This is a genomic window from Faecalibacterium sp. 3 (assembly GCF_048323735.1).
Lineage (GTDB): Bacteria > Bacillota > Clostridia > Oscillospirales > Ruminococcaceae > Faecalibacterium > Faecalibacterium wellingii.
In genome coordinates, this window is record NZ_JBLWFN010000001.1 from 1,344,754 (window position 1) to 1,366,483 (window position 21,730).

Below are 21,730 nucleotides of genomic sequence, written 5' to 3' on the forward strand. Positions count from 1 at the left end.
CTCAGGGGGAACATGAATGGCAAGAGGAAAAGGAGGGCTTGGCCGCGGGCTGGACAGTCTGTTTGAAGATGCCGCCCCGGTTTTTGAGTCCGGCGCAAAGGTAGATACCTTGCCCCTGCGTGAGATCGAACCGGACCCGGAACAGCCGCGCAAGACCTTTGACGAGGAAACGCTGGGCGAGCTGGCCGCAAGCATTGCAGAGCACGGCCTGCTGCAGCCCATCGCGGTGCGTCCGCGTCCGCGGGGCGGCTACAGCATCGTGGCGGGTGAGCGCCGCTGGCGTGCCTGCCGCATGGCAGGGCTGAACGATGTGCCGGTGGTCATCAAGGAGGTCAGCGACGAGCAGGCCATGGAGTTGGCTCTGGTGGAAAACCTGCAGCGCGAGGATCTGGACCCGGTGGAAGAAGCGGCCGGCATCCGGGAGCTGATGACCCGCTGCGGCCTGACGCAGGAGCAGGCGGCACAGAAGCTGGGCAAGAGCCGCAGCGCACTGGCCAACAGCCTGCGCCTGCTGAACCTGCCGGAAAACGTGCTGGAACTGCTGAAAAGCGGCTTTATCAATATCGGTCACGCAAAGGTGATCCTGAGCCTGCCCACGCCGGAGCTGCAGGAGCAGGCGGCGCAGATCATCGCAGACAACCAGCTGAACGTGCGTCAGGCCGAGGCGCTGTGCAAAAAGCTGGCAAAGCCCGCAAAGGAGCCCAGAGAGCCCCAGCCGCGCGGCACCCTGCCGGTGGAGGTGGAAGAAAGCCTCAAGCAGGTGCTGGGCAGCGAGGTGAACGTGGCCTACCACGACGGCAAGGGCAAGCTGACCGTGCATTTCTATTCAGACGAGCAGCTGCGGGCCTTTGCCAACCTGCTGGGACAGTACCAGAACGAAGAATAAAGCGATCCAAGGCGGGCGACCGCCTTTGAACGGCACAGGGGAGGGGATCTTCTGTGCGAACCGAAATAGAGCAAGGAGAGTCAATCATGCTTGATATCAAATTTGTCCGTGAAAACCCGGACGCTGTCAAGGAAAACATCAAGAAGAAGTTTCAGGATGCAAAGCTCCCGCTGGTGGACGAGGTCATCGAGAAGGATGCCAAGTACCGCGCATGCCTGAAGGAAGTGGAAGCCCTCAAGGCTGCCCGCAACAAGCTGAGCAAGGCCAACGGCCCCCTGTTCGGCCAGCTGAAGAAGTGCACGGATGAGGCACAGAAGGCTGAGCTGCAGGCTCAGATCGATGCCAACAATGCCGCCGTCAAGGCCGACGCCGACAAGATGGCTGAACTGGAAAAGGAAGAAGAGACCCTGTCCGCACGCATTCAGGAAATCATGTACACCATCCCGCAGATGATCGATCCCAGCGTGCCCATCGGCCCGGATGATACCTACAACGTGGAAGCACAGCGCTTTGGTGAGCCTGTGGTCCCCGATTTCCCCATCCCGTACCACACCGAGATCATGGAGAGCTTCGACGGCATCGATATGGACGCCGCAGGCCGCGTGGCCGGCAACGGTTTCTACTATCTGCTGGGCAACATCGCCCGCCTGCACGAGGCTGTGCTGGCTTATGCCCGCGACTTTATGATCAATAAGGGCTTCACCTACGTGATCCCTCCCTTCATGATGCACGGCAACGTGGTGCAGGGCGTCATGTCCTTCCCGGAAATGGATGCCATGATGTACAAGATCGAGGGTGAGGATCTGTACCTGATCGGTACCAGCGAGCACACCATGATCGGCCGCTTCATCGACCAGACTCTGGACGAGGCCACTCTGCCCCTGACCCTGACCTCCTACAGCCCCTGCTTCCGCAAGGAGAAGGGTGCTCACGGCATCGAGGAGCGCGGCATCTACCGCATCCACCAGTTCGAGAAGCAGGAAATGATCGTGGTCTGCCGCCCCGACGAGAGCGCTGACTGGTACGAGAAGCTGTGGAAGAACTCTGTGGAGCTGTTCCGCAGCATGGAGATCCCGGTGCGTCAGCTGAACTGCTGCTCCGGCGACCTGGCCGACCTGAAGGTGAAGAGCTGCGATATCGAGGCTTGGAGCCCCCGCCAGCAGAAGTACTTCGAGGTCTGCTCCTGCTCCAACCTGGGCGATGCACAGGCACGCCGCCTGCACATCCGCGTGAAGGGCAAGGACGGCAAGACCTATCTGGCCCACACCCTGAACAACACCTGCGTGGCACCTCCGCGTATGCTGATCGCCTTCCTGGAGAACCACCTGCAGGCCGACGGCACCGTGACCATCCCCGAAGTGCTGCAGCCGTATATGGGCGGCCTGAAGGTCATGGTCCCCACCCACAAGAAGAACTAAAACTGCACCGGGTTTTCCACATCCGGACAGAAAAAAGGTTGAAAAAAGCGCCGTTTTCCGTGAGGGAAGCGGTGCTTTTTTGCGTGGGAAGCGGGCTTGCCCTCTTCGTCATGGCGGCAAAGTTTCAGGCTGAAGCGCAAAGCCTGGCATCGCGCAGCGATGACTGAGAGGGTTCGTTTTTTGCCGCAACCCCCTGCAAAAATGACGGGAAATGCAATGTTTCAACGAAGCTGCGTGAATAAAATCGAGAGATTGAAAAAACGCAAAATTTTTTGAAAATATGTGTTGACAAAAGGCCCATCTATGGATATAATAATAGAGCACTGTTCAAGTGCACAAACAATATGTGGCGGTATAGCTCAGTTGGCTAGAGCATTCGGTTCATACCCGAAGTGTCACCGGTTCAAATCCAGTTACCGCTACCACTTTTACAGAGTTTCGCTAAGGTTAGGGGGACGGTCGTCCGCAGTAGTGGGCGATGGATGTCGGAGGTTTTAGCGAAGCTCTGTATTTCTAAGGCCCGTTGGTCAAGCGGTTAAGACACGGCCCTTTCACGGCTGTAACATGGGTTCGATTCCCGTACGGGTCATGAATAAAATCCCTGATCTTAGGATCAGGGATTTTTTCATGCAACCCGTACGAGGAATCGAAGGAACACGGCCGCCCGCAGGCGGCAAAAAAGAGCCCAGTGGGCTCTTTTTTAGTGTTCGGGTCCCAACGACTAGGAATGTCTAATGTGGTTGCTGTCTTTGCGCATTGCGCAAGGGCGTTTTTGATTTGACCCGTACGGGAATCGAACAGGGCGGCGGTGCGCAGCACCGCAACCAAAGCCCCAGTGGGCTCTTTTTTAGTGCCCCGGGTTGCGGCTCCCAGCATCCGCGCGTGCCTTGGGCGGCACGTGCGTCTTGCTGGCCGCTGCCCCAACAACTCCTCCCTGCATCGGCCACTGGCCGCGGTCGTCGTTATTGCAGGTCCCAACGGCTAGGAATGTCTACCGTGGTAGCTGCCGCTGCATTCGCTCGGGGGATTTTTTATTTGACCCGTACGGGAATTGCAGCTGAGCTGACCGCCGCCAGCGAGCAAAGACTTCCCCCGGTCGGGGGAAGATGTCGCATAGCGACAAAAAGGGGAGTACAGGGAAGCGAAGCTGGAGCCGTGGTCAGCGGGATGCGAACGCCGCTCCAAGGCGTGAAGCATACGCTGGGAACCACGACCCGGAACAGGGCGGCGGCGCGCCTTCATCTTGAATACCACATGTCAGTTTATGGATAAAAAACCCGGCAGGGGAACACGTTCAGGTGCTCTTCTGCCGGGTTTTTCTGCATTTTCCCGCAGATTTTCGGCCTGAAATGGTAACAAAATTATGTCAATGAGACATCAATCCTCCATTTTTTAACCGCGGAAATTGACTTTCACACCAAAAACTCTGAGATATTCTAGCACTTTCCATATAAATTCATGACAAAGTTTGGTAGAAATAATATCTTGTATACAGGCTACACTTACGTTACAATACAGATGATATACCAATTGTACGAGCAGAAGGGAGGAAATGGAGTCCACAAGGGCGGTTTTCAATCACGAGTATGGGCCGGTGGCGGATGCAGCGTGCAGTTTTTGCATCATCTGTTCCCATCGCCTGATGCTTAGAACGGGAGGATGTCAATGGAAGTCTTTTTGCAAGCACTGGTAAACGGGATCCTGCTGGGCGGTTTCTACTCCCTGATGGGTATGGGCCAGAACATCATTTTCGGTGTTATGAACATCGTCAACTTCTGCCACGGCGAAATGTTGATGGTGGGCATGTATATCACCTATGTTCTGTATACCTACTTTGGGGTGGACCCCTATGTAGCGCTTCCCATCGTTGCAGTGCTCATGTTCGGGCTGGGCGCGCTGATCCAGTCCACTCTGATCACCCCTTCGCTCAAGACCAAGAGCTTTACGAACCTTTTGTTCCTCACCGTCGGTCTGGGCCTGCTGCTCACCAACGGCGCTCTGGTCATCTTCGGTTCCACCTATTATAAGATCATTACCCCTTATGCCCAGACCTACATTCCGCTGGGCCCGGTCACCATCGCGCTGCCCCGTCTGATCAGCTTCCTGATCCTGATCGTGGTCGCCATTGCACTGTTTGCCTTCCTCAAGTATTCCACCACCGGCAAGCAGATCCGCGCCGTATCCCAGAACCCCATTGGTGCTGAGGTCGTGGGCATCAACGTCAAGAAAATTTACATCCTGACCTATGGTCTGGGCGTTGCTCTGGCCGGTATCGCCGGTTCTCTGCTCACCCAGTTCTACACCATCTATCCTACTGCGGGTGCAAGCTTCGGCTTCCGCGCACTGATCGTCGTGGTCGTGGGCGGTCTGGGCTCCATCCCCGGCGCATTCTTCGCCGGTATTTTCCTGGGCCTGCTGGAGCAGATGAGTGCATTGTTCATCAGCCCGTCCTACAGTGATATGATCGTGTTCGTCACCTTCATCATCATTCTGGTCGTGCGTCAGGTCATGATTCTGAGGAGGCGATAAGATGGATACCAGAAAAGCAGTCAAAACCTATCACCGCAATCTGGCGATCGTCCTTGCTGTCATCGTCGCCATCTTCGCAGCGATCCCGCTGGTCGTGGATAAACCCTACATCATCAACATTTTCGTTCTCACCTTCTATATGTCCACCCTGTCCATGGCGTGGAACATTCTGGGCGGCATCACCGGCCAGAACTCGCTGGGTCTGGCCGCTTACATGGGTCTGGGTGCCTATGTGTGCTGTCTGGTGGTCACCAAAACGGGCATGAACCCCTGGGTGGCCGCTGTGCTGGATATGCTCGTTGTGGGCGTGGTGGCCGGTGTCATCTTCTTCCCCAGCCTGATCCTGCGCGGCCCCTACTTCACGCTGGTGTCCATCGCGTTTGCCGAGTCCATCCGTCAGTTCATCATCAACTCGGAGTTCTTCGGCCGCGCATCCGGCGTGGGCCTGCCCTTCGGCAAGGACTCCTTTGCGCAGTTCCGCTTTACCAGCAAGGTGCCGTACTACTACATCGGCTTCATCATGATGGTGGGCGTTTACCTCATCATGAAGAAGATCGGCCGCTCCAAGCTGGGCTTTGCGCTGCGCACCATCCGCGAGGATGAGGACGCAGCCGCCGCCATCGGCATCAACCCCACCAAGTACAAGGTGATCGCGGTCGTCATTTCGGCCATCATTGCCGGTCTGGTCGGCTTCTTCTACGTCAGCTATATCCGCTACATCGACCCGGACGTCATGATCCAGTCCAAATCCACCGAGATCGTGCTGCCCGCAGTCGTGGGCGGCGCCGCCTACATCGAAGGCCCGCTGATCGGCGGCCTCATCATGATCCCGCTGAGCGAGCTGCTGCGTGCAAACTTTGCCGCCGTTCTGCCCGGCATCAACATGCTGATGTACGCCGTCGTGCTGATCGTGGTCATCCGTTTCCGCCCGTCCGGTATTCTGGGCTGGTACATGAACTCGAAGTTCAAGGCCTTCATCGACGAAAAGATCCTCAAAAAGCCGTCTCTGGATGTGCTGGAAGAGTATGAGCTGATGGCAGACAAGGGAGGGAAGTAATCATGGCAGAAAAGCCTATTATTGAAGTCCAGGGCCTGACCAAGCGGTTCAAGGGACTGACCGCCGTGCACGATGTCTCCTTCTCGGTGGAGAAGGGCTCCATCACCGGCATGATCGGTCCCAACGGTGCAGGTAAATCCACCACCTTCAACATGATCTGCGGCTACTACCCGCCCACCGAAGGCAAGATCTTCTACAATGGTGAGGACATCACCAACAAAAAGGCGTATGAGTACACCAACATGAAGATCGCCCGCACCTTCCAGATCATGAAACCTCTGAAGAACCTGAGCGTTCTGGATAACGTCACCGCCGCCGCCTACTTCGGTCACGCCGGTGCAAAGAGCGAGAAAGAGGCCAAGGAGCGCGCCATGGAGGTGCTGCACTTTACCGGCCTGTACGAAAAGCGCCATGTGATCTCCAAGGACATGGGCACGCCGGACCAGAAGCGTCTGGAAATGGCCCGCGCCCTTGCCACCAAGCCCGAAGTGCTGTTTCTGGACGAGAACATGGCAGGCTTGAACCCGGCTGAGACCGAAGAGGCCATCCAGCTGATCCGCAAGATCAACGAGTCCGGCGTCACCATCCTGCTCATCGAGCACATCATGAAGGCGGTCGTGAGCCTGTGCGAGAAGGTCATCGTCCTTCACCACGGCGAAAAGATCGCTGAGGGCACGCCCGAGCAGGTCATGAACGATCCCTACGTCATGGAGGTGTATCTGGGCACCAAAAAGGAGGGCGCAAGTGCTTAAAGTTGAAGGTCTGAACGCCGGTTACGGCTCTGTGAACATCCTGTGGGATATCGGCTTTGAGGTGAAGGACGGCGAGATCGTTGCCATCCTTGGCTCCAACGGTGCCGGTAAGACCACCATGGTGCGCACCATCACAGGCATGGTCAAGGCCAGCTCCGGCAAGGTGGAGTTCAACGGGGAAGACCTCTCCGGCAAGAACTCCCGCGTCATTCTGGACAGCGGCATCGTGCAGGTGCCGGAAGGCCGTCAGCTCTTTACCGAGATGACCGTGCTGGAAAATCTGGAGCTGGGCGCATTCAATAAGGAGACCAAGGCACATTTTGCAGAAAATCTGGAAAAGTGCTACAACTGGTTCCCCAAGCTGCGCGAGCGCGCAAAGCAGGCTGCCGGCACCCTGTCCGGCGGCGAGCAGCAGATGGTGGCCGTGGCCCGTGCGCTGATCGGCATGCCCAAGCTGCTGATTTTGGACGAGCCCAGTCTGGGCCTTGCTCCCAACATCGTGGACGACATTCTGGAAGTGGCCAAGACCATGGTGAAGAATGACGGCATTTCGGTGCTGCTGGTGGAGCAGGATATTACCAAGGCCCTTGCAGCGGCTGACCGCGGCTATGTCATCGAGAACGGCCGCGTGGCGCTGGAAGGCACCGCCGCCGAACTCTCGGCAAACGAGCACGTCAAGAAGGCGTACCTCGGCATCTGATTTTAGAAACCGGATCTCCGGCAGGTGCTGGTTCACGCGGCACAGCCGAAGACTCGTATAAACAAGCTGTTTTCACAAACAGAATTGGAGGACAATTATGAAAAAGATCTCTCGCAGAAGCTTCCTGAAGGCATCCGCTGTTCTGGGCAGTGCAGCTGCACTGACCGCCTGCGGCGGCTCTTCCGCTTCCACCAGCACTGCTCCCGCAGCATCCGGCAGCACCGCAGCTGCTCCCTCCGGCGACACCATCAAGATCGGCACCATCTACGCAATGTCCGGCGGCAACGCAGCCATCGGCGAGAACATCCTGCGCGGCATCGATTTTGCAGTGGACGAGATCAACAAGGCAGGCGGCGTGAACGGCCAGATGCTGGAAGTCGTCCGCGGCGACCACGCAGGCGACGCAGCCACCGGCAAGTCCGAGGCTGAGCGTCTGATCACTCAGGAAGGCGTCAACGTCATCATGGGCTGCCACATGTCCGTCGTCACCGAGGTCGTGGCTCAGGTCTGCCAGCAGTACGGCATCCCCATGATCACCGCTATCTCCACGCTGGACCGTCTGACCGACGAGGATCACAAGGACTACGATTACTTCTTCCGTCTGTGCCCGCTGAACTCCGTCTACGTGGAAGATATGCTGAAGTATCTGCAGGACTCCAAGGAGCAGACCGGCAACGAGATCAAGAAGGTCGCCATCTTCACCGATAAGGCTGCCATCGGTCAGGAGCTGATCCGCTGCGTCAACCTGTTCGCACCGGACTACGGTCTGGATGTGGTGGCCGAGGTGGACTACAGCTCCAACGCGACCGACCTGTCCTCTCAGGTGCTGGCTCTGAAGCAGGCTGACCCGGACGCCATCCTGTGCGACTCCTACATCGGCGACGCTACCCTGTTCGTTCAGACCCTGAAGGAGCAGAACTACACGCCCAAGATGATCGTTGCCAAGGCCAACGGCTTCACCGATCCTTCCTTCATCCCCAACCTGGGCGCATCCGCAAACGGCGTGGCTTCTGTTGTCGAGTTCAACCCCGACCTGACCAACGGCGTGGAGATCAACGAGGACTTCAAGAAGGTCTACAACGTCAACATGAACGGCCACTCTGCTGAGTCCTACACCGTTGTGTGGCTGTTCAAGTCCGCCATCGAGAAGGCAGGCTCCACCGACGGTGCCGCTGTCCGCGACGCTCTGGCAGAGCTGTCCATCGACGGTGCATTCGAGGGCGGCCGCAAGATCGTTCTGCCCTACTCCAAGATCGAGTTCACTCCCGAGTACGAGATCGGCGGCGCAAAGCACTACCGTGACAACACCTACGCTTCTGTTGCAATCGCACAGGTGCAGGATCAGGAGTGGAAGACTGTCTGGCCCTTCGAGTTCGCTTCCTCCAAGATCCAGGAAGTTACTCTGGGCTGATAAAGTTACCCCAAAGAACACAGCAGGCGAGCCGTCCAATGGGCGGCTCGCCTTTTTGCGCATTGTTTCCCGTGCAGAGCGTATTCGAGTAGGGGAGGCTGATAATCCCAAAGCAGCAGGCTCCACCCCAAAAAGCTGGAGATTCCCGCCTGTTCGGCGTGAAGATCTCTTAACCACTTTTTGGGGTTCCGCCAATCAAAAGTCGTTGCGCGATGGCCGCAGGCCGACAGCAGCAGATGCCGCTTCCCGTCACGACCCCTTCCCGTGAAAAAGCAGCTCAGAAAAATCCGCAGATTTTTCTGAGCTGCAAATAAAAATAAATTTTCCGCTAAACATGCCCAGAGTAAAACGGAGGGCATTCTAAATCGTCAACTCTTCTGGATATAGGTAAAAATATCCTCCGGCACTGCCGCCAGTGCATCCGCACCGGCAGTGGTCAGCTCTGCACGGCCCCGGAAGCCCCACAGCGCGCCCATGGCAGGCAGTCCGGCATTGTGTCCGGTGAGGATGTCCACATCACTGTCGCCCACGAACAGGGTGGCAGAGCGGTCCGCACCGATCTCGTCCATCAGAGCATAGAGCCCGGCGGGGTCCGGCTTGGTGGGCACACCGGGCCTGCTGCCGCGCACGGCATCAAAGCGGCCGGTGCCGAAATAGTGGGCGATGATCTTGCCGCACAGAGGGTCGGCCTTGTTGGAGAACACTGCGCACTGAACACCCTTTGCCCGCAGCGCGTCCAGCAGCTCCGGGATGCCGGGATAGGGGGCCGTCTTGTCCTCCTTGTGGGCGTCATACCGGGCGGTGAACTCGGCCAGCGTGGCCGCCAGCTGCTCCGGCGTGCGGGCGTTCTCCGGCGAGAAGCGCTCCACCAGCTTCGGGATGCCGTTGCCCACCATGTGCTTGAACTGTTCCACCGTAAAGGTGGGCCAGCCGTGCTGTTCACACACCCAGTTTCCCGCATCGGCAAGGTCGTCGATGGTGTTCAGAAGGGTGCCGTCCAGATCGAATAATACAGTTTTTATCACAGAAAAAGACTCCTTACAGTTTCAGAAAAGCAAAAATGGCAATTCACTGCACTTTACGCTGCGCACCTTGTGCTTCACCCCGCCCGGAAAGGTGAGGGTAAGATCGGTGCGCCCCACCGCCGCCGCCCAGGGGGAGCGCAGAGCCGTCAGAGCCGGTGCAGGGCACAGCACACAGATCTCGTGCAGGTGAAAGCCGCGCTGTCGGCGCAGGGTCAGATGCCCGTCCTGCAGCCAGATGCCCTCCCTGCGGTATCCGACAGCCGCACCTGCAAGCAGGGCCGCAAACACGGCGGTGACCACCAGCAGCGGTACCGTGAGGGCGGGCAGGGTGTAGCGGGATACCGCCGTCAGCAGCAGACACAGCCCGCAGGGGATGCCGGCAGGCAGAAAATACGCCGGGATGCTGCGGCCTGCTGTGTCCACCGGCGCTTTGGGCGGCAGGGCGAAACCGGGCAGCAGCTCCTGCAGAAAGGGACTGCCCTCCCGCCAGACCAGAAGCGGGATCTCAGGCCGGCAGCTGCCGGCCGTGACGAACACCGGGCAGCAGCCCAGCGCCCGGGTGGCAGGCGAGCGGCGCAGGTCCGCATAGCTCAGGTGCTCCAGCGCAAGGCGCATCTCGTACCGGTGCACAAAGCCGCCCCGGCTGCCAAGATGGCTCTCGGTGCGCCACACGGTGTAGTGGGCTGCATGGGCCGCGCTGCGCGCAAGGCTTGCGCAGAACAGCACGCCGCCCAGCACCAGCAGCCATGCCGTGCCCATGGGCAGCCAGCGTGCCGCCCACGCTGCCAGCTGGTTCAGGTGGGCAAAGGCTGCCGTCTGTGCGTCCGGCACATAGGGCCTGCTCTGCCTGACGGCCAGCGCCAGAAGGGCAAGGGTGGAAAGGCCGTTGGCACCCAGCACCGCAAAGGCCAGCTTGTCGCCGCCGCGCGGGGTGTGGGCCACGGCGTCCCGGCGCGGCATCATGCAGTCGGCCAGAAGCTGTGCATCCTGTGCGTTCAGAAGCAGGGTCAGGGTGCGCTTTTGCCCGGCAGGGTACAGCACCACCCGGCTTGCACCGGCCAGCCGGTAGAGCAGGGGCCGTTCCAGTGTGACCGCCGCCAGCTGCCCGGCCTTCAGGCAGCGGTCCAGCCGCACGCCCAGCCGCCAGCATATCCGCAGGGTCCCGTGCTCGTCCACCTGCCAGCGGCTTGTATGGAGCACGGCAGCACTCACAGCAGCGATCACCGCCAGCAGCACCGCGCCCTGCACCAAAGCCGTGCGCAGCGCCGCCCAGTTGCGAGCAAACAGCACCTGCAAAAGCGGCAGCAGATAGAGCAGGATGGTCTTGCGCAGAAAGTGCAGCACCGCAAACGGGTGAAAGCTGCGTTCGGTCATGGCGTGTCCTCCATCAGCACAGCGGCAAGGGCCTGCGCCTGCAGGACGTCCACGCCCGGCAGAAACAGCTGTACGCCCGGGCCGCGCACCACCAGCACGCTGCACCCTGCCAGCCACAGAAGCGGCGTGCGCAGGGCCCACACGCCGGTCACGGCCCGGCGGGGCAGCTGCCGCGTGACGGCAAAGGCAATGCCTGCCTGCACAGCCAGATCCTGTGCCGTGAGCAGTGCTGCAAAGCTGCAGGCCCGTGCCCACACAGCGAAGACCAGGCCCGCCCACAGGGCGCAGAAAAGACATCCGGCAAAGCGGCTCTGCCAGAACACGAAGGGCGCGCAGAACACACCGGGCACACTGGCCCAGCTGCACACAACGGCCCGGCCCCTGGGCGGAATGATCAGCGCGGTGCGCAGCAGATCCCCCTCGGTCATTTGCCGGAAAGGCCCCATGCGTCCATCAGCAGGTGCAGGGTGTCATCCTGCGTCAGGCAGAGGATGCGGTCCCATGGCAGCAGGGTGGTGTTGCCGTGGGGGATGATGAACTCCGCATCGCGGGTGATGCACACCAGAATGACGTCGCCCGGCATGGGGATGTCCTTGACCGCCTGCCCTGCAAACTGGAAGTTCTCCGGCAGCAGGATCTCGTTCAGGCTGGCCGTGCCGCCGCCCAGCGAGAGCAGCTGACGGATGGTGTCGGTCTCGATCTCGCGCTCGAGGATATGGCTCAGGTTGTCGGTGCCGCACACCACGGTATCCACGCCCAGCGTGTGCAGCAGCTCCCGGTTTTTAGGGTTGGAGGCCCGGGCCACGGTGCGGTTCACGCCAAATTCCCGCTTTGCGATCTGGCAGGCAACAAGGTTGTTCTCGTCCGCACCGGTCACGGCCACAAAGGCGTCACAGCTGGCCACGTCGGCCGTGCGCATGGTGTCAAAGCTGATGGCATCGCCGCAGATCACCGGGATATCCAGCGAATCCGCCAGCGTGCGGCAGAGCATCTCCTGCGGCTCGATGATGGTCACTTTGTGGTGGTGGGCCAGCAGGCTCTGGGCCAGATACATGCCCACCTTGCCGCCGCCTGCAATACAAACTTTCATATGCTTCCCTCGCTTTTACTTTGCCAGTGCGCGGAACACCGATTGCTCGGTGAGCACGGTGGGGCAGATGGTGTCGATCTCGTAGGCCTTGTGGTACAGCACCTGCAGATGCGGGTCGGACACGCGGCAGATGACTTTTTCCCGGCGGAAGATGCTTTTTGCGATCTGTGCCGCCATCAGGTTCACCGAGTCGTCCTCGCTCACAGCGGCCACGGCGTCGCAGTTGTCGATGCCGCCCTGCCGCAGGGTATCCGGGTCGGTGGGGTCGCCCACCAGTGCCGTGCCGCGGAAGCGGTAGTCGTCGAAAGCATCCAGCCGCTTGAGCTGCTCGGGGTCTTTTTCGATCAGGGAGATATCGTGTCCGATGTGCTCCAGATCACGGACCAGAGAAGCGCCCACCTGATCGCAGCCGATCACCAGAATGTTCATGCAGTTCACCTCATTGTAAAATAACCTGATAAAAATACGAGCAGTGTTTGCTTTCTGCTCGGATCTGCGGATAAAACCGGAGACAAAGGGTCTTTGCATCAGTATATCACATTTTGGGGCGCAGTTACAGCCCGCAGAGCGGCAGAGGGCCTTCCGGTAAAATTTTCGCATTCGGCGTGCGCAGAAAGGCATAGTATGGTATACTGGTACAAATTAAGCGCTGTGCTTTGGCACAAGGAGGGGTTTTTACGTTTTTTGAGATCATCAAAGCGATCCTGATGGGCATTGTGGAGGGCATTACCGAATGGCTCCCCATCTCGTCCACCGGTCATATGATCCTGCTGGAGCAGGTCATCAAATTCAATGCAAGCGAAGAGTTCATGTCCATGTTCCGGGTGGTCATCCAGCTGGGTGCCATCATGGCGGTGGTGGTGCTGTTCTGGGGCAAGCTGTGGCCCTTTGGCATGAAGCGGGGCCGCGTCATTTCCAAGCCCAGCGTCTGGAGCCTGTGGTTCAAGGTGGTGGCCGCCACCCTGCCGGTGCTTGTCATCAGCCCGCTGGACAACTGGATGGAAGATCACTTCTACAATTACATCACCGTTGCTGCCATGCTGATCCTGTACGGCATCCTGTTCTTCGTTGTGGAGAACCGCCGCATCACGCCCCATGTGACAAAGCTGGAACAGATCACCTACCGCGATGCCCTCATCATCGGCCTGTGGCAGTGTCTGGCCATCATCCCGGGCACCTCCCGCTCCGGTGCCACCATCGTGGGCGGCCTGCTGCTGGGCCTGTCCCGCGCCTGTGTGGCAGAGTTCACCTTCTATCTGGCCATCCCGGTCATGGCGGGCGCATCCCTGCTCAAGGTGGTCAAGTTCGCCGTCAGCGGCTCCGTGATGACCGGCACCGAGGTGGCCGTGCTGGCAGTGGGCTGTGTGGTGGCCTTTGGCGTCAGCCTTGCCGCCATCCGCTTCCTGATGGACTATGTGAAGCGCCACGATTTCAAGTTCTTTGGTGTCTACCGCATCGTGCTGGGCATCATCGTGCTGGCAGTGGCGGCTGTGACGGCCATCTTCTGATTTGGAATGCTTCCCGCACAGAGCGCATTCGTGTGGGGCAGGCTTCATGCCTTTTGCAAGATGCCGCTGCCCGCCACGACTCTTTCCCGTGAAAATTGAAAGCCGGAAATCCGCAGATTTCCGGCTTTCATTCCTTATGAAATAATAATTCCGCTAAATATGGCCAGAGCGATCAGCGGAGGCCATTTTGATCGTGGGACACAGAGGGGTGCCTGCCGCCTTTATCCCGCTCTTTTTCTTTGAAAAACTTTGTGTTATACTGAAAAGCAAGAGAGTATGCGGCAGCGTGCCGTACAAAGCAAAATGGAGGGAACTGCTATGGAAGCATCCAAGGTCTATTATACAGATTTCCGCTGTCCCGTGGGCACCAGCCTGCTGGACAAGCTGCGCCGCGTGTGCATTGCTGCCGGCATCAAGGACATTGATATGGATGGCAAATTCGTTGCCATCAAGATGCATTTCGGTGAGCTGGGCAATCTGGCATTCCTGCGCCCCAACTACGCCAAGGTGGTGGCCGACCTGTGCAAGGAGCAGGGCGGTCTGCCGTTTCTGACCGACTGCAACACCCTGTATCCGGGCAGCCGCAAGAACGCACTGGAGCACCTCACCTGTGCCCAGCTGAACGGCTTCTGGCCCATGACCACCGGCTGTCAGGTCATCATTGCGGACGGCCTGCGCGGCACCGATGAGGCAGAGGTGCCGGTGCCGAACGGCGAATACTGCAAGACGGCAAAGATCGGCCGCGCCATCATGGATGCGGATATCTTTATCAGCCTGACCCATTTCAAGGGCCACGAATCCACCGGCTTCGGCGGTACGCTCAAGAACATCGGCATGGGCTGCGGCTCCCGCGCGGGCAAGATGATACAGCACGCCGCCGGACACCCGGAGGTGCAGCAGAGCCTGTGCCGCGGCTGCCACCGCTGCGCCAAGGAGTGCGGCTCCGACGCCATCACCTACGATGCAAACAACAAGGCTGTCATTGACCAGACCAAGTGCAAGGGCTGCGGCCGCTGCATCGGTGCCTGCAACTTTGACGCCATCTATTCCCAGTGCGACAGCGCCAATGAGATGCTGGACCGCAAGATGGCCGAGTATGCGGCTGCCGTGTGTGCCGGCCGTCCCTGCTTCCATATTTCTCTGGTGCAGGACATCAGCCCCAACTGCGACTGCCACTGCGAGAACGATGCTCCCATCCTGCCGGATATCGGCATCTTTGCGTCCTTTGACCCGGTGGCGCTGGATCAGGCCTGCGCGGACGCCTGCCTGAATGCACAGCCGCTGCCGAACAGCCAGCTGGGCCAGAACCTTGCAAAGCCCGGCTGGAACTGCCACCATGACAACTTCAAGGATTCCAACCCCAACATCGAGTGGAAGGCCACGCTGGATCAGGCCGAAAAGATCGGCATGGGCACCCGCCAGTATGTGCTGAAGAAGGTATAAAAATCAGAAACAGAAGGAATGCTGCACATGGTCAGCATCCTCGCCCTCTCCGTCACCTACGGTGCCACCTCTCCCAAAGGGAGAGGCCTTGGCAAAGAGATGGACTTTGCGTGGACTGCCAAGGGCTCCCACTTTGGGGGAGCTGGCGAACGAATGTGAGCCTGAGAGGGCGAGCCCGCTAAAGAAAAAAGCATCTGCAACAAAATCGCTGATTCTGAAATTCAGAAGCGATGGCTGCAGATGCTTTTTTGTTTTATTAAGCCTCGCCGTTTGTCTCCGGCACGCAGTCGTCCAGCACGGTCTGCAGGGCCTGCCAGTTTTTCAGGGTGCAGCCGGGCAAAGAGTCCGGGTCAAGGCCGGCGTCCTCGATGCGGCCGGTCATGCTCTCCTTGTCGCTCAGCAGGCTCAGCGCGTCCGGCTCGATCATCGTCCAGGCCTCGGCAAAGCTCTCCTGCTCGTCGGCGTCCAGGGTGTCGTACCAGTTGTAGAAGGCTTCCTGCACAGCATCCGGCGTGCGGGAGGCAAGACGGGCGTCTTCCGCCCACTGCAGCAGGGATGCCGCTGCGATCACCGATTTCAGCGAGCAGCCGGATACGCCCGGGCCCCAGCCGAGGCAGGGCTCAAAGGCGGCAGAGGTGCCGGTGATGGAGAAGATGGAGTTCTCGTCAAAATCACCGGGGTTCAGCCCGGAGGTGTCGGCCCGGGTGGTGGAATCGGGCAGCACTTCGCTGGAAGCGGGGACGCTCTGGGAATTGCTGGCAGAGCTGGGCACTTCGGAGCTGCTGGCAGCAGTGTTGCAGCCGGCCAGAATGCTGCAGGCCAGTGCGGCGCACAGCAGAACAGAGAGGATGCGGGTATATCTTGATTTCATAGCAGTGTCCTCCATGAGCAGTGCCTTGGCGCAGAGGCCGCAGCACCTCAAAACGATACACCCTAAGTATACGTTCTGCGGCAGCGGTTGTCAATCGGACGGGGCAGAACGAATTTCAAGTGGGGGAATCGGCACCCTGCACAAAGAACGGCGGCATTTTTAGGAGCTTTGCATTCTTGACATTTTCCGCAAAAATCGGTTGACTACAGATAGGACTTTGCCGCACCGTCGGCCGGAAAGGAAGGAAACGCCATGAAACACCGGATCACGGCCGCACTGGAGCGGTTTTCCCGCGCGATGCTGGCCCCGCTGACCTATCTTTCGGCGGCGGGTCTGCTGCTGGCAGCAGGGGCCCTGCTCACCAGCACCGCGCTGTCCGGGGCGCTGCCGCTGCTGCAGTGGGGGCCGGTGCGGCTGATGGGCAGGATCCTTTACAAATGCCTGTCGGCGGTCATCTCCAACCTCAGCGTGCTGTTCTGCACCGGGCTTGCGGCGTCGCTGGCAAAGCAGGAAAAGCATCAGGCGGCGTTCATTGCGCTGATGAGCTACTTCATCTATCTCACCGCCGGCAATGTCACCCTTGCCGAACTGGGCCTGCTGGCGCAGCCGGACGGCCTGACCGGCCTGTACGGTGCAGGCCAGACCAGTGTGCTGGGCATCCAGACCGTGGATACCGGCGTATTCGGCGGCGTGCTGCTGGGCCTGCTGACAGCCCATGTGTATGACCGCACCTGTAAAAAGGCCCACAAAGGGATCCTGGGCGGCGTGTTTTCCGGGGAGCGGTGGTCCTTTACCTGCATGGCAGCGCTGGCGGCGGTGCTGGGCTTTGGGGCCTGTTTTGTCTGGCCTCCGGTGCAAAAGGCCATTGCTGCCCTTACCGGCTTCCTTGCGGCGTCCGGCAATATCGGCCTGTTCCTGTACGGCTTTCTGGAGCGGCTGCTCATCCCCACGGGCCTGCACCATCTGGTGTATATGCCCTTCCAGTTCTCGCAGCTGGGCGGTCAGCTCACGGTGGGCAGCGTCACCTATACCGGTGCCTATGTGGTCATGATGACCGAGTACAATCTGGGCCTGCCCTTCTCCGATGGCATCGTGTGGATGTACACCGGCTTTACCAAGACGTTTGGTTACTTTGGCATTGCGGCGGCATTCATCTTCTGTGCCCGGCGCGGCAGCCGCCGCAAAACGGCGGCTCAACTGCTGCCGCTGGCCTTCACGGCGTCGCTGGCCTCGGTCACCGAGCCGATGGATTTTCTCTTCTGCTTTTCGGCACCGGTGCTGTGGCTGGCCCACGCGGCCATTTCCGGTGGGTTCATCGTGCTGCTGCACCTGTGCCATGTGACCGCCTTTACCTCCAACCTTCTGGGTTCGCTGGCAATGAACCTCTCTGCCGGTGCGGCCCGCACCCATTATCCGGTGCTCTACCTGCTGGGCCTTGCCCAGATTGCGGTGTACTTTGTGGTCTTCACGGCGCTCATCAAAGCGCTGGACCTGCCCACGCCGGGCCGACGCCCGGAGGAGCCTGTCCGGCCGGAAGCGGCACCGCTGGACGATGCCGGGGTGGAAAAGCTCATCGCCGCCCTCGGCGGGCGGGAGAACATCTGCACGGTGGATAACTGCTTTACCCGCCTGCGGGTCACGGTGCAGGATGCGGCCTTTGTCCGGGAGCAGGCGCTGAGGGAGCTGCCCTGCAGCGGGGTGGTGCAAAACGGCTGCAATGTGCAGATCGTTTTCGGCATCCGTGCGCCGCAGGTCCGGCAGGCGGTGGAGCAGCGGCTGGACAGGGTGGTCTGTTGACCTTTGACGGGTGGGTAACTATAATAGGGAAAGAGCGGCTTCCTGTGCAGAGCGAAAGGATTTTTTGTGTTCCGCCGATTTATAGTCGCTGCGCGACGGCGATAAGCCGACAGCAGCAACATGCCGTTTCCCGTTACGACCCCTTCCCGTGAAAATGCGTTTGGAGCGCTCCGCAGAGCGCGACAAACGCGAACTTGTCGGGGCGAGGCCCCTCCATCTTGCTTACGCAAGACCGTTCGGTCGCTTAAAAGCCCCACTGGGGCTTTCATTGTTCCGCTTCGCTTCACAAACGCGAATATATAAAATAATATTTCCGCTGATATTGCCAAAGCGAACGCGTCGGCAATTTTAAATCGTCCAGCGGTTGAAAGGACCCCCAATGCAAAACCAAGCACATTGTGATAAATCGGAGATAATACCGCCAACCGGTCGCTTTGCCCCCAGCCCCAGCGGGCGGCTGCATTTGGGCAATCTGGCCTGCAGCCTGCTGGCGTGGCTCAGCGCCAGAAGCCGGGGCGGACGCATCGTGCTGCGCATTGAGGATCTGGACGCCGAGCGCTGCCCGCGGCTCTACGCCGACCTGCTGGAGCAGGACCTCGACTGGCTGGGCCTTGTCTGGGACGAGGGCGGCAGCACCGGCGGGCCGAACGGCCCCTATTACCAGAGCGAGTGCGCGGAGATCTACGCTTCCAGCTTCCGGAAGCTGGAGGACAGGGGTCTGGTGTACCCGTGCTTTTGCTCCCGCGCCCAGCTGCACGCGGCCAGTGCGCCCCATACCTCAGACGGCAATGTCATTTACCCCGGCACCTGCCGGGGACTGACCGCCGCCGAAATTGCAGAAAAACGCAAAAAGAAAGCTCCGGCCTACCGCCTGATGGTGCCGGATGAAGAGATCACATTCGTGGACGGCTGCATGGGCCCGCACACCGAGAACCTGCTGCGGGACTGCGGCGATTTCTACCTGCGCCGGGCAGACGGTGTGTTCGCCTATCAGCTGGCCGTGGTGGTGGACGATGCCCGCATGGGCGTCACCGAAGTGGTGCGCGGGTCAGACCTGTTGTCCTCCACGGCACGGCAGCTGTACCTGTACCGTCTGCTGGGCCTGCAGGCACCGGAGTTTGCTCACTGCCCGCTGCTGCTGGCCCCGGATGGGCGGCGGCTGTCCAAGCGGGACGGCGACCAGAGTCTGGAAAATCTGCGGGAAAAATACACCGCGCAGGAGATCGTGGGCAAGCTTGCCTACGCCTACGGCCTGCAGCCGGAGCCTGCGCCCCGCACGCCGGAAAGCCTGATCGGGGAGTTTTCCTGGGCAAAGGTGCCAAAGCAGGATGTCTGCCTGCCGGAAGGGCTGTTTTAAAGCAAAAAGAGAGCGCCGTCGTTGGACGGCGCTCTCTTTTTGCGTATCAGTTCCACCGCATCTGCGGCACTTCGCTGCGCTCCTCGGAGCGGGTGAACAGGGCATCCAGTGCCAGTGCCAGCAAGGCGCCCAGCGCCACATCGATGCAGCTGTGCTGCTTGAGCAGCACGGTGGAGCACACGATGGAAGTGCACAGTACGGCAGCGGCCGGACGCATCCAGCGGCGGCGCGGCTGCTCAAAAATGCGGCAGCGGTAATACGCCAGCAGCAGTGTCACCGAGTTGAACACATGGATGGACGGGCACACGTTGGTGGGGGTATCGGTGCGGTACAGCGTCCGCACGGTGCGGGCAAAAAAGTCGTTGCCCGGCACATAATAGGGCCGCAGGGCAAGGCCGGTGGGAAGGATGACATAGCAGGCCAGTGCGATGGTCATGCCGGCAAACAGCGGCAGGCACAGCCGCCAGAAGTCCTCCCGCGGGGCACGCCACAGCAGATAGAACAGTGTGAACGGGATCCACACAAACCATGCAAAATAGGGGATGACGGCATATTTGCAGAAGGGGATCAGGTCGTCCAGCCGGCAGTGCACCAGCACCAGATGGGGCATGGAGATCCGCGTCTCCAGAAAATTGAATGCGGAAAGATAAAATAACAGATAAAGCGCCATGAAACAGATGGGATGGCGCGAAAACCAACTGCGCTTCATTGAAAAAGCCTCCTTTTTGCAGAAGCAAAATCTCTTAGCATTGAGAAATTATACGCCGGGAATGTGACAAAAACAAGAAGGAAAGCGGACAAGGTTGCCAAAGAAGTTGCAATTTATTTGTGTGTTTTGCATAAAATTAGCAGGGCCGCTGCCACAGAGAAATACAGCAGTACGGCACGGAGGACAAAAAGTAACGACCGCCTCACAGTTCCCCAACTCGAGCGGTCGTTTACTTTAGTTGAATGATTGCCGGAAAAGGAAGCTGACCATTGCAGGACAGCACCTTTTCTGTTTTCATTATATCGTATCTGCGCCAGTTTTCAAGGGATCGACCTCTGCCTGTGCAGAGAGCTCAGATCACATTCTGTTCCAGCCACTTGCCGCGCACAAAGCGCACAAAGAAGCACAGGGAGCGGAACGCCCAGTCCAGATACATGCCCATCCAGATGGCCAGCAGGCCGCCGTGGAAGGCCAGCACACACAGGTAGCAGAAGCCCACCCGGAAGGCCCACATGGACACGATGCTCACGGTCATGGTAAAGCGGGCGTCGCCTGCCGCACGCAGGATGTTGGGCATGGTAAAGCTGGAAGGCCAGATGAACAGCGAAACGATGTTGAACCACACCATCACTTCCAGCGCCATGGCGTAGGCCTCGGGTGAGAGGCTGAACAGGCCCAGTGCAAATTTGTTGGCAAACAGGAAGGCCGAAAGGTTCATGACCCATGCGCCGCAGTAGGCAAACAGCATCAGGCGGCGGGAGTAATACACGGCCTGATCCTTTTCGCCTGCGCCAAGGCACTGGCCCACCACGGTCAGTGCGGCCATGCCCACGGCGTTGGCCGGGATGTTCAAAAAGGTGGTGGTGGTGTTTGCCACGGCGTTGGCCGCAATGGCGGCGGTGCCAAGGGTGGAGGTCAGGCTGGAAACGGACAGCTTGCCGATCTGGAACATGCCGTTCTCGATGCCGGCCGGGATGCCCACCCGCAGGATCTGCCGGATGAGCCGTGCTTTGGGGGCCAGTGCACGCAGGCCGTCCACGCGCAGCGGGCAGTCGGGCTTCTGCAGCAGGTACAGCACGGCAAAGCAGGCAATGGCGCGGGACACAAGGCTTGCCAGCGCTGCGCCCATGACGCCCATTTTGAAGCCGTAGATCAGCACGGCGTTGCCGCCGATGTTCACCACGTTCATCACCAGACTGGACAGCATGCTGATCTTGCTGTTGCCCTGCGCCCGGAACAGGGCCGCACCGGCGTTGTACAGGCCGATGAAGGGGTAGCTCAGGGCCGAGAGCAGAAAGTAGGTCTCGGCATAGCGCATCACATCCGCGTCGATGGAGCCAAAGATGCCCTGCAGGATGGCATGGCGGCCCACCACTACAACGGCGGCCACCAGCAGGCTGAAGCTGGACAGGATGAACAGGATCTGCGCGGCGGCGTTCCGGGCGTCACGGGGTTCCTGCCGGCCGATGTACTGGCTGGTGACCACCGCGCCGCCGGTGGCCAGCGCGCTCATGATCTGGATCATCAGGGTGTTGAAGCTGTCCACAAGGCTCACGCCCGACACGGCGGCTTCTCCCACCGAGGACACCATCAGGGTGTCCGCCAAACCGATGGTCACGCTGAGCGCCTGCTCTGCGATCAGCGGCAGCAGCAGGGCAATGAGCTGCTGCCGGGTGAACAGCGGCGGCTTATGGAACGCGGGCGTTTTGGTTGCTGTCATAGGTTCCTCCGTAACGGTAACGAGATGCACTTGGATACATGACCTATATCATACAGCAGAACGCGCAGAATTACAAGAGATGG

General features: G+C 59.6%; 20 protein-coding genes and 2 tRNA genes. 14 read left to right on the forward strand and 8 right to left on the reverse strand.

From position 1 onward, the window contains the following. Nucleotides 1–16: 16 nt before the first annotated feature. The 9 genes from ACNSPV_RS06275 to ACNSPV_RS06315 all read left to right on the forward strand — a co-directional run bounded on the left by ACNSPV_RS06275 (nt 17) and on the right by ACNSPV_RS06315 (nt 8,753). Nucleotides 17–886, forward strand: coding sequence for a ParB/RepB/Spo0J family partition protein (locus tag ACNSPV_RS06275; protein ID WP_249237627.1), 870 nt, complete (start codon nt 17–19; stop codon nt 884–886). Between the two features lie 86 nt (nt 887–972). Beyond that, a complete protein-coding gene (gene serS / locus ACNSPV_RS06280) occupies nt 973–2,304 on the forward strand; it encodes a serine--tRNA ligase (protein WP_348584125.1) in 1,332 nt (443 codons plus the stop codon). Between the two features lie 348 nt (nt 2,305–2,652). Further along, nucleotides 2,653–2,729: transfer RNA gene (locus ACNSPV_RS06285), tRNA-Met, on the forward strand. A gap of 92 nt (nt 2,730–2,821) precedes the next feature. Further along, nucleotides 2,822–2,893 (forward strand) — tRNA-Glu (locus ACNSPV_RS06290). Between the two features lie 1,076 nt (nt 2,894–3,969). Further along, nucleotides 3,970–4,833, forward strand: a complete 864-nt coding sequence (locus ACNSPV_RS06295) for a branched-chain amino acid ABC transporter permease (protein ID WP_097776774.1) — start codon at nt 3,970–3,972, stop codon at nt 4,831–4,833. Nucleotide 4,834: 1 nt separating this feature from the next. Next, a complete protein-coding gene (locus ACNSPV_RS06300; protein ID WP_348584124.1) occupies nt 4,835–5,890 on the forward strand; it encodes a branched-chain amino acid ABC transporter permease in 1,056 nt (351 codons plus the stop codon). A gap of 2 nt (nt 5,891–5,892) precedes the next feature. Further along, nucleotides 5,893–6,642, forward strand: a complete 750-nt coding sequence (locus tag ACNSPV_RS06305; RefSeq protein ID WP_005937157.1) for an ABC transporter ATP-binding protein — start codon at nt 5,893–5,895, stop codon at nt 6,640–6,642. Then, nucleotides 6,635–7,342 (forward strand): ABC transporter ATP-binding protein, encoded by a 708-nt coding sequence (locus tag ACNSPV_RS06310; protein WP_348584123.1) that lies wholly within the window; start codon nt 6,635–6,637, stop codon nt 7,340–7,342. The genes ACNSPV_RS06305 and ACNSPV_RS06310 overlap by 8 nt, the downstream gene beginning before the upstream one ends. Before the next feature lie 97 nt (nt 7,343–7,439). Continuing rightward, nucleotides 7,440–8,753 carry an ABC transporter substrate-binding protein gene (locus ACNSPV_RS06315; protein WP_348584122.1) on the forward strand — a complete coding sequence of 438 codons (1,314 nt, stop codon included), beginning with the start codon at nt 7,440–7,442 and terminating at the stop codon, nt 8,751–8,753. A 368-nt stretch (nt 8,754–9,121) separates the two neighbouring features. On the opposite strand, the gene ACNSPV_RS06320 is transcribed toward ACNSPV_RS06315, so the two are convergent. From ACNSPV_RS06320 to ACNSPV_RS06340, 5 genes are read right to left on the reverse strand one after another with little or no spacing between them, the layout of a single operon-like run. Further along, nucleotides 9,122–9,778 carry an HAD family hydrolase gene (locus ACNSPV_RS06320; protein WP_348584121.1) on the reverse strand — a complete coding sequence of 219 codons (657 nt, stop codon included), beginning with the start codon at nt 9,776–9,778 and terminating at the stop codon, nt 9,122–9,124. Nucleotides 9,779–9,799: 21 nt separating this feature from the next. Continuing rightward, entirely contained in the window at nt 9,800–11,152 is a 1,353-nt protein-coding gene (locus ACNSPV_RS06325; RefSeq protein WP_348584119.1) for a PH domain-containing protein, read from the reverse strand. After that, complete coding sequence (locus ACNSPV_RS06330) at nt 11,149–11,580, reverse strand: hypothetical protein (RefSeq protein ID WP_348584118.1); 432 nt, start codon at nt 11,578–11,580, stop codon at nt 11,149–11,151. The genes ACNSPV_RS06325 and ACNSPV_RS06330 overlap by 4 nt, the downstream gene beginning before the upstream one ends. Beyond that, nucleotides 11,577–12,242: a potassium channel family protein gene (locus ACNSPV_RS06335; RefSeq protein ID WP_249237622.1), complete on the reverse strand. Its 666-nt coding sequence runs from the start codon at nt 12,240–12,242 to the stop codon at nt 11,577–11,579. The genes ACNSPV_RS06330 and ACNSPV_RS06335 overlap by 4 nt, the downstream gene beginning before the upstream one ends. A gap of 15 nt (nt 12,243–12,257) precedes the next feature. Continuing rightward, a complete protein-coding gene (locus tag ACNSPV_RS06340) occupies nt 12,258–12,671 on the reverse strand; it encodes a potassium channel family protein (protein WP_249237621.1) in 414 nt (137 codons plus the stop codon). A 227-nt stretch (nt 12,672–12,898) separates the two neighbouring features. Between ACNSPV_RS06340 and ACNSPV_RS06345 the strand changes: the two genes are divergently transcribed. The 3 genes from ACNSPV_RS06345 to ACNSPV_RS06355 all read left to right on the forward strand — a co-directional run bounded on the left by ACNSPV_RS06345 (nt 12,899) and on the right by ACNSPV_RS06355 (nt 15,352). Further along, the gene (locus ACNSPV_RS06345) at nt 12,899–13,750 is read left to right on the forward strand and encodes an undecaprenyl-diphosphate phosphatase (protein WP_256469109.1); all 852 of its coding nucleotides are present in this window, start codon (nt 12,899–12,901) and stop codon (nt 13,748–13,750) included. Between the two features lie 318 nt (nt 13,751–14,068). Further along, nucleotides 14,069–15,193 carry a DUF362 domain-containing protein gene (locus ACNSPV_RS06350; RefSeq protein ID WP_044953149.1) on the forward strand — a complete coding sequence of 375 codons (1,125 nt, stop codon included), beginning with the start codon at nt 14,069–14,071 and terminating at the stop codon, nt 15,191–15,193. 27 nt (nt 15,194–15,220) lie between these two features. After that, nucleotides 15,221–15,352 (forward strand): hypothetical protein, encoded by a 132-nt coding sequence (locus ACNSPV_RS06355; RefSeq protein WP_256372190.1) that lies wholly within the window; start codon nt 15,221–15,223, stop codon nt 15,350–15,352. Nucleotides 15,353–15,449: 97 nt separating this feature from the next. On the opposite strand, the gene ACNSPV_RS06360 is transcribed toward ACNSPV_RS06355, so the two are convergent. Further along, the gene (locus ACNSPV_RS06360; protein ID WP_348584116.1) at nt 15,450–16,064 is read right to left on the reverse strand and encodes a hypothetical protein; all 615 of its coding nucleotides are present in this window, start codon (nt 16,062–16,064) and stop codon (nt 15,450–15,452) included. A 252-nt stretch (nt 16,065–16,316) separates the two neighbouring features. Here ACNSPV_RS06360 and ACNSPV_RS06365 point away from each other — a divergent pair, with 252 nt between their 5' ends. Then, on the forward strand, nt 16,317–17,861 hold the full coding sequence (locus ACNSPV_RS06365; protein ID WP_348584115.1) for a PTS transporter subunit EIIC: 1,545 nt from the start codon (nt 16,317–16,319) through the stop codon (nt 17,859–17,861). Nucleotides 17,862–18,240: 379 nt separating this feature from the next. Continuing rightward, nucleotides 18,241–19,218, forward strand: a complete 978-nt coding sequence (gluQRS, locus tag ACNSPV_RS06370) for a tRNA glutamyl-Q(34) synthetase GluQRS (RefSeq protein WP_348584113.1) — start codon at nt 18,241–18,243, stop codon at nt 19,216–19,218. 46 nt (nt 19,219–19,264) lie between these two features. Here gluQRS and ACNSPV_RS06375 read toward each other — a convergent pair whose 3' ends face one another. After that, nucleotides 19,265–19,927: a phosphatase PAP2 family protein gene (locus tag ACNSPV_RS06375; protein ID WP_348584112.1), complete on the reverse strand. Its 663-nt coding sequence runs from the start codon at nt 19,925–19,927 to the stop codon at nt 19,265–19,267. Between the two features lie 352 nt (nt 19,928–20,279). Then, on the reverse strand, nt 20,280–21,647 hold the full coding sequence (locus tag ACNSPV_RS06380; RefSeq protein ID WP_348584109.1) for an MATE family efflux transporter: 1,368 nt from the start codon (nt 21,645–21,647) through the stop codon (nt 20,280–20,282). Nucleotides 21,648–21,730: the final 83 nt, after the last annotated feature.

What these genes read in the sequence shown, in the direction of transcription:
- ACNSPV_RS06275 (WP_249237627.1), top strand. Translation starts at nt 17, where the DNA reads ATGGCAAGAGGAAAAGGAGGGCTTGGCCGCGGGCTGGACAGTCTGTTT.
- serS (WP_348584125.1), top strand. Translation starts at nt 973, where the DNA reads ATGCTTGATATCAAATTTGTCCGTGAAAACCCGGACGCTGTCAAGGAA.
- ACNSPV_RS06295 (WP_097776774.1), top strand. Translation starts at nt 3,970, where the DNA reads ATGGAAGTCTTTTTGCAAGCACTGGTAAACGGGATCCTGCTGGGCGGT.
- ACNSPV_RS06300 (WP_348584124.1), top strand. Translation starts at nt 4,835, where the DNA reads ATGGATACCAGAAAAGCAGTCAAAACCTATCACCGCAATCTGGCGATC.
- ACNSPV_RS06305 (WP_005937157.1), top strand. Translation starts at nt 5,893, where the DNA reads ATGGCAGAAAAGCCTATTATTGAAGTCCAGGGCCTGACCAAGCGGTTC.
- ACNSPV_RS06315 (WP_348584122.1), top strand. Translation starts at nt 7,440, where the DNA reads ATGAAAAAGATCTCTCGCAGAAGCTTCCTGAAGGCATCCGCTGTTCTG.
- ACNSPV_RS06325 (WP_348584119.1), bottom strand. Translation starts at nt 11,152, where the DNA reads ATGACCGAACGCAGCTTTCACCCGTTTGCGGTGCTGCACTTTCTGCGC.
- ACNSPV_RS06330 (WP_348584118.1), bottom strand. Translation starts at nt 11,580, where the DNA reads ATGACCGAGGGGGATCTGCTGCGCACCGCGCTGATCATTCCGCCCAGG.
- ACNSPV_RS06335 (WP_249237622.1), bottom strand. Translation starts at nt 12,242, where the DNA reads ATGAAAGTTTGTATTGCAGGCGGCGGCAAGGTGGGCATGTATCTGGCC.
- ACNSPV_RS06340 (WP_249237621.1), bottom strand. Translation starts at nt 12,671, where the DNA reads ATGAACATTCTGGTGATCGGCTGCGATCAGGTGGGCGCTTCTCTGGTC.
- ACNSPV_RS06350 (WP_044953149.1), top strand. Translation starts at nt 14,069, where the DNA reads ATGGAAGCATCCAAGGTCTATTATACAGATTTCCGCTGTCCCGTGGGC.
- ACNSPV_RS06355 (WP_256372190.1), top strand. Translation starts at nt 15,221, where the DNA reads ATGGTCAGCATCCTCGCCCTCTCCGTCACCTACGGTGCCACCTCTCCC.
- ACNSPV_RS06360 (WP_348584116.1), bottom strand. Translation starts at nt 16,064, where the DNA reads ATGAAATCAAGATATACCCGCATCCTCTCTGTTCTGCTGTGCGCCGCA.
- ACNSPV_RS06365 (WP_348584115.1), top strand. Translation starts at nt 16,317, where the DNA reads ATGAAACACCGGATCACGGCCGCACTGGAGCGGTTTTCCCGCGCGATG.
- gluQRS (WP_348584113.1), top strand. Translation starts at nt 18,241, where the DNA reads ATGCAAAACCAAGCACATTGTGATAAATCGGAGATAATACCGCCAACC.
- ACNSPV_RS06375 (WP_348584112.1), bottom strand. Translation starts at nt 19,927, where the DNA reads ATGAAGCGCAGTTGGTTTTCGCGCCATCCCATCTGTTTCATGGCGCTT.
- ACNSPV_RS06380 (WP_348584109.1), bottom strand. Translation starts at nt 21,647, where the DNA reads ATGACAGCAACCAAAACGCCCGCGTTCCATAAGCCGCCGCTGTTCACC.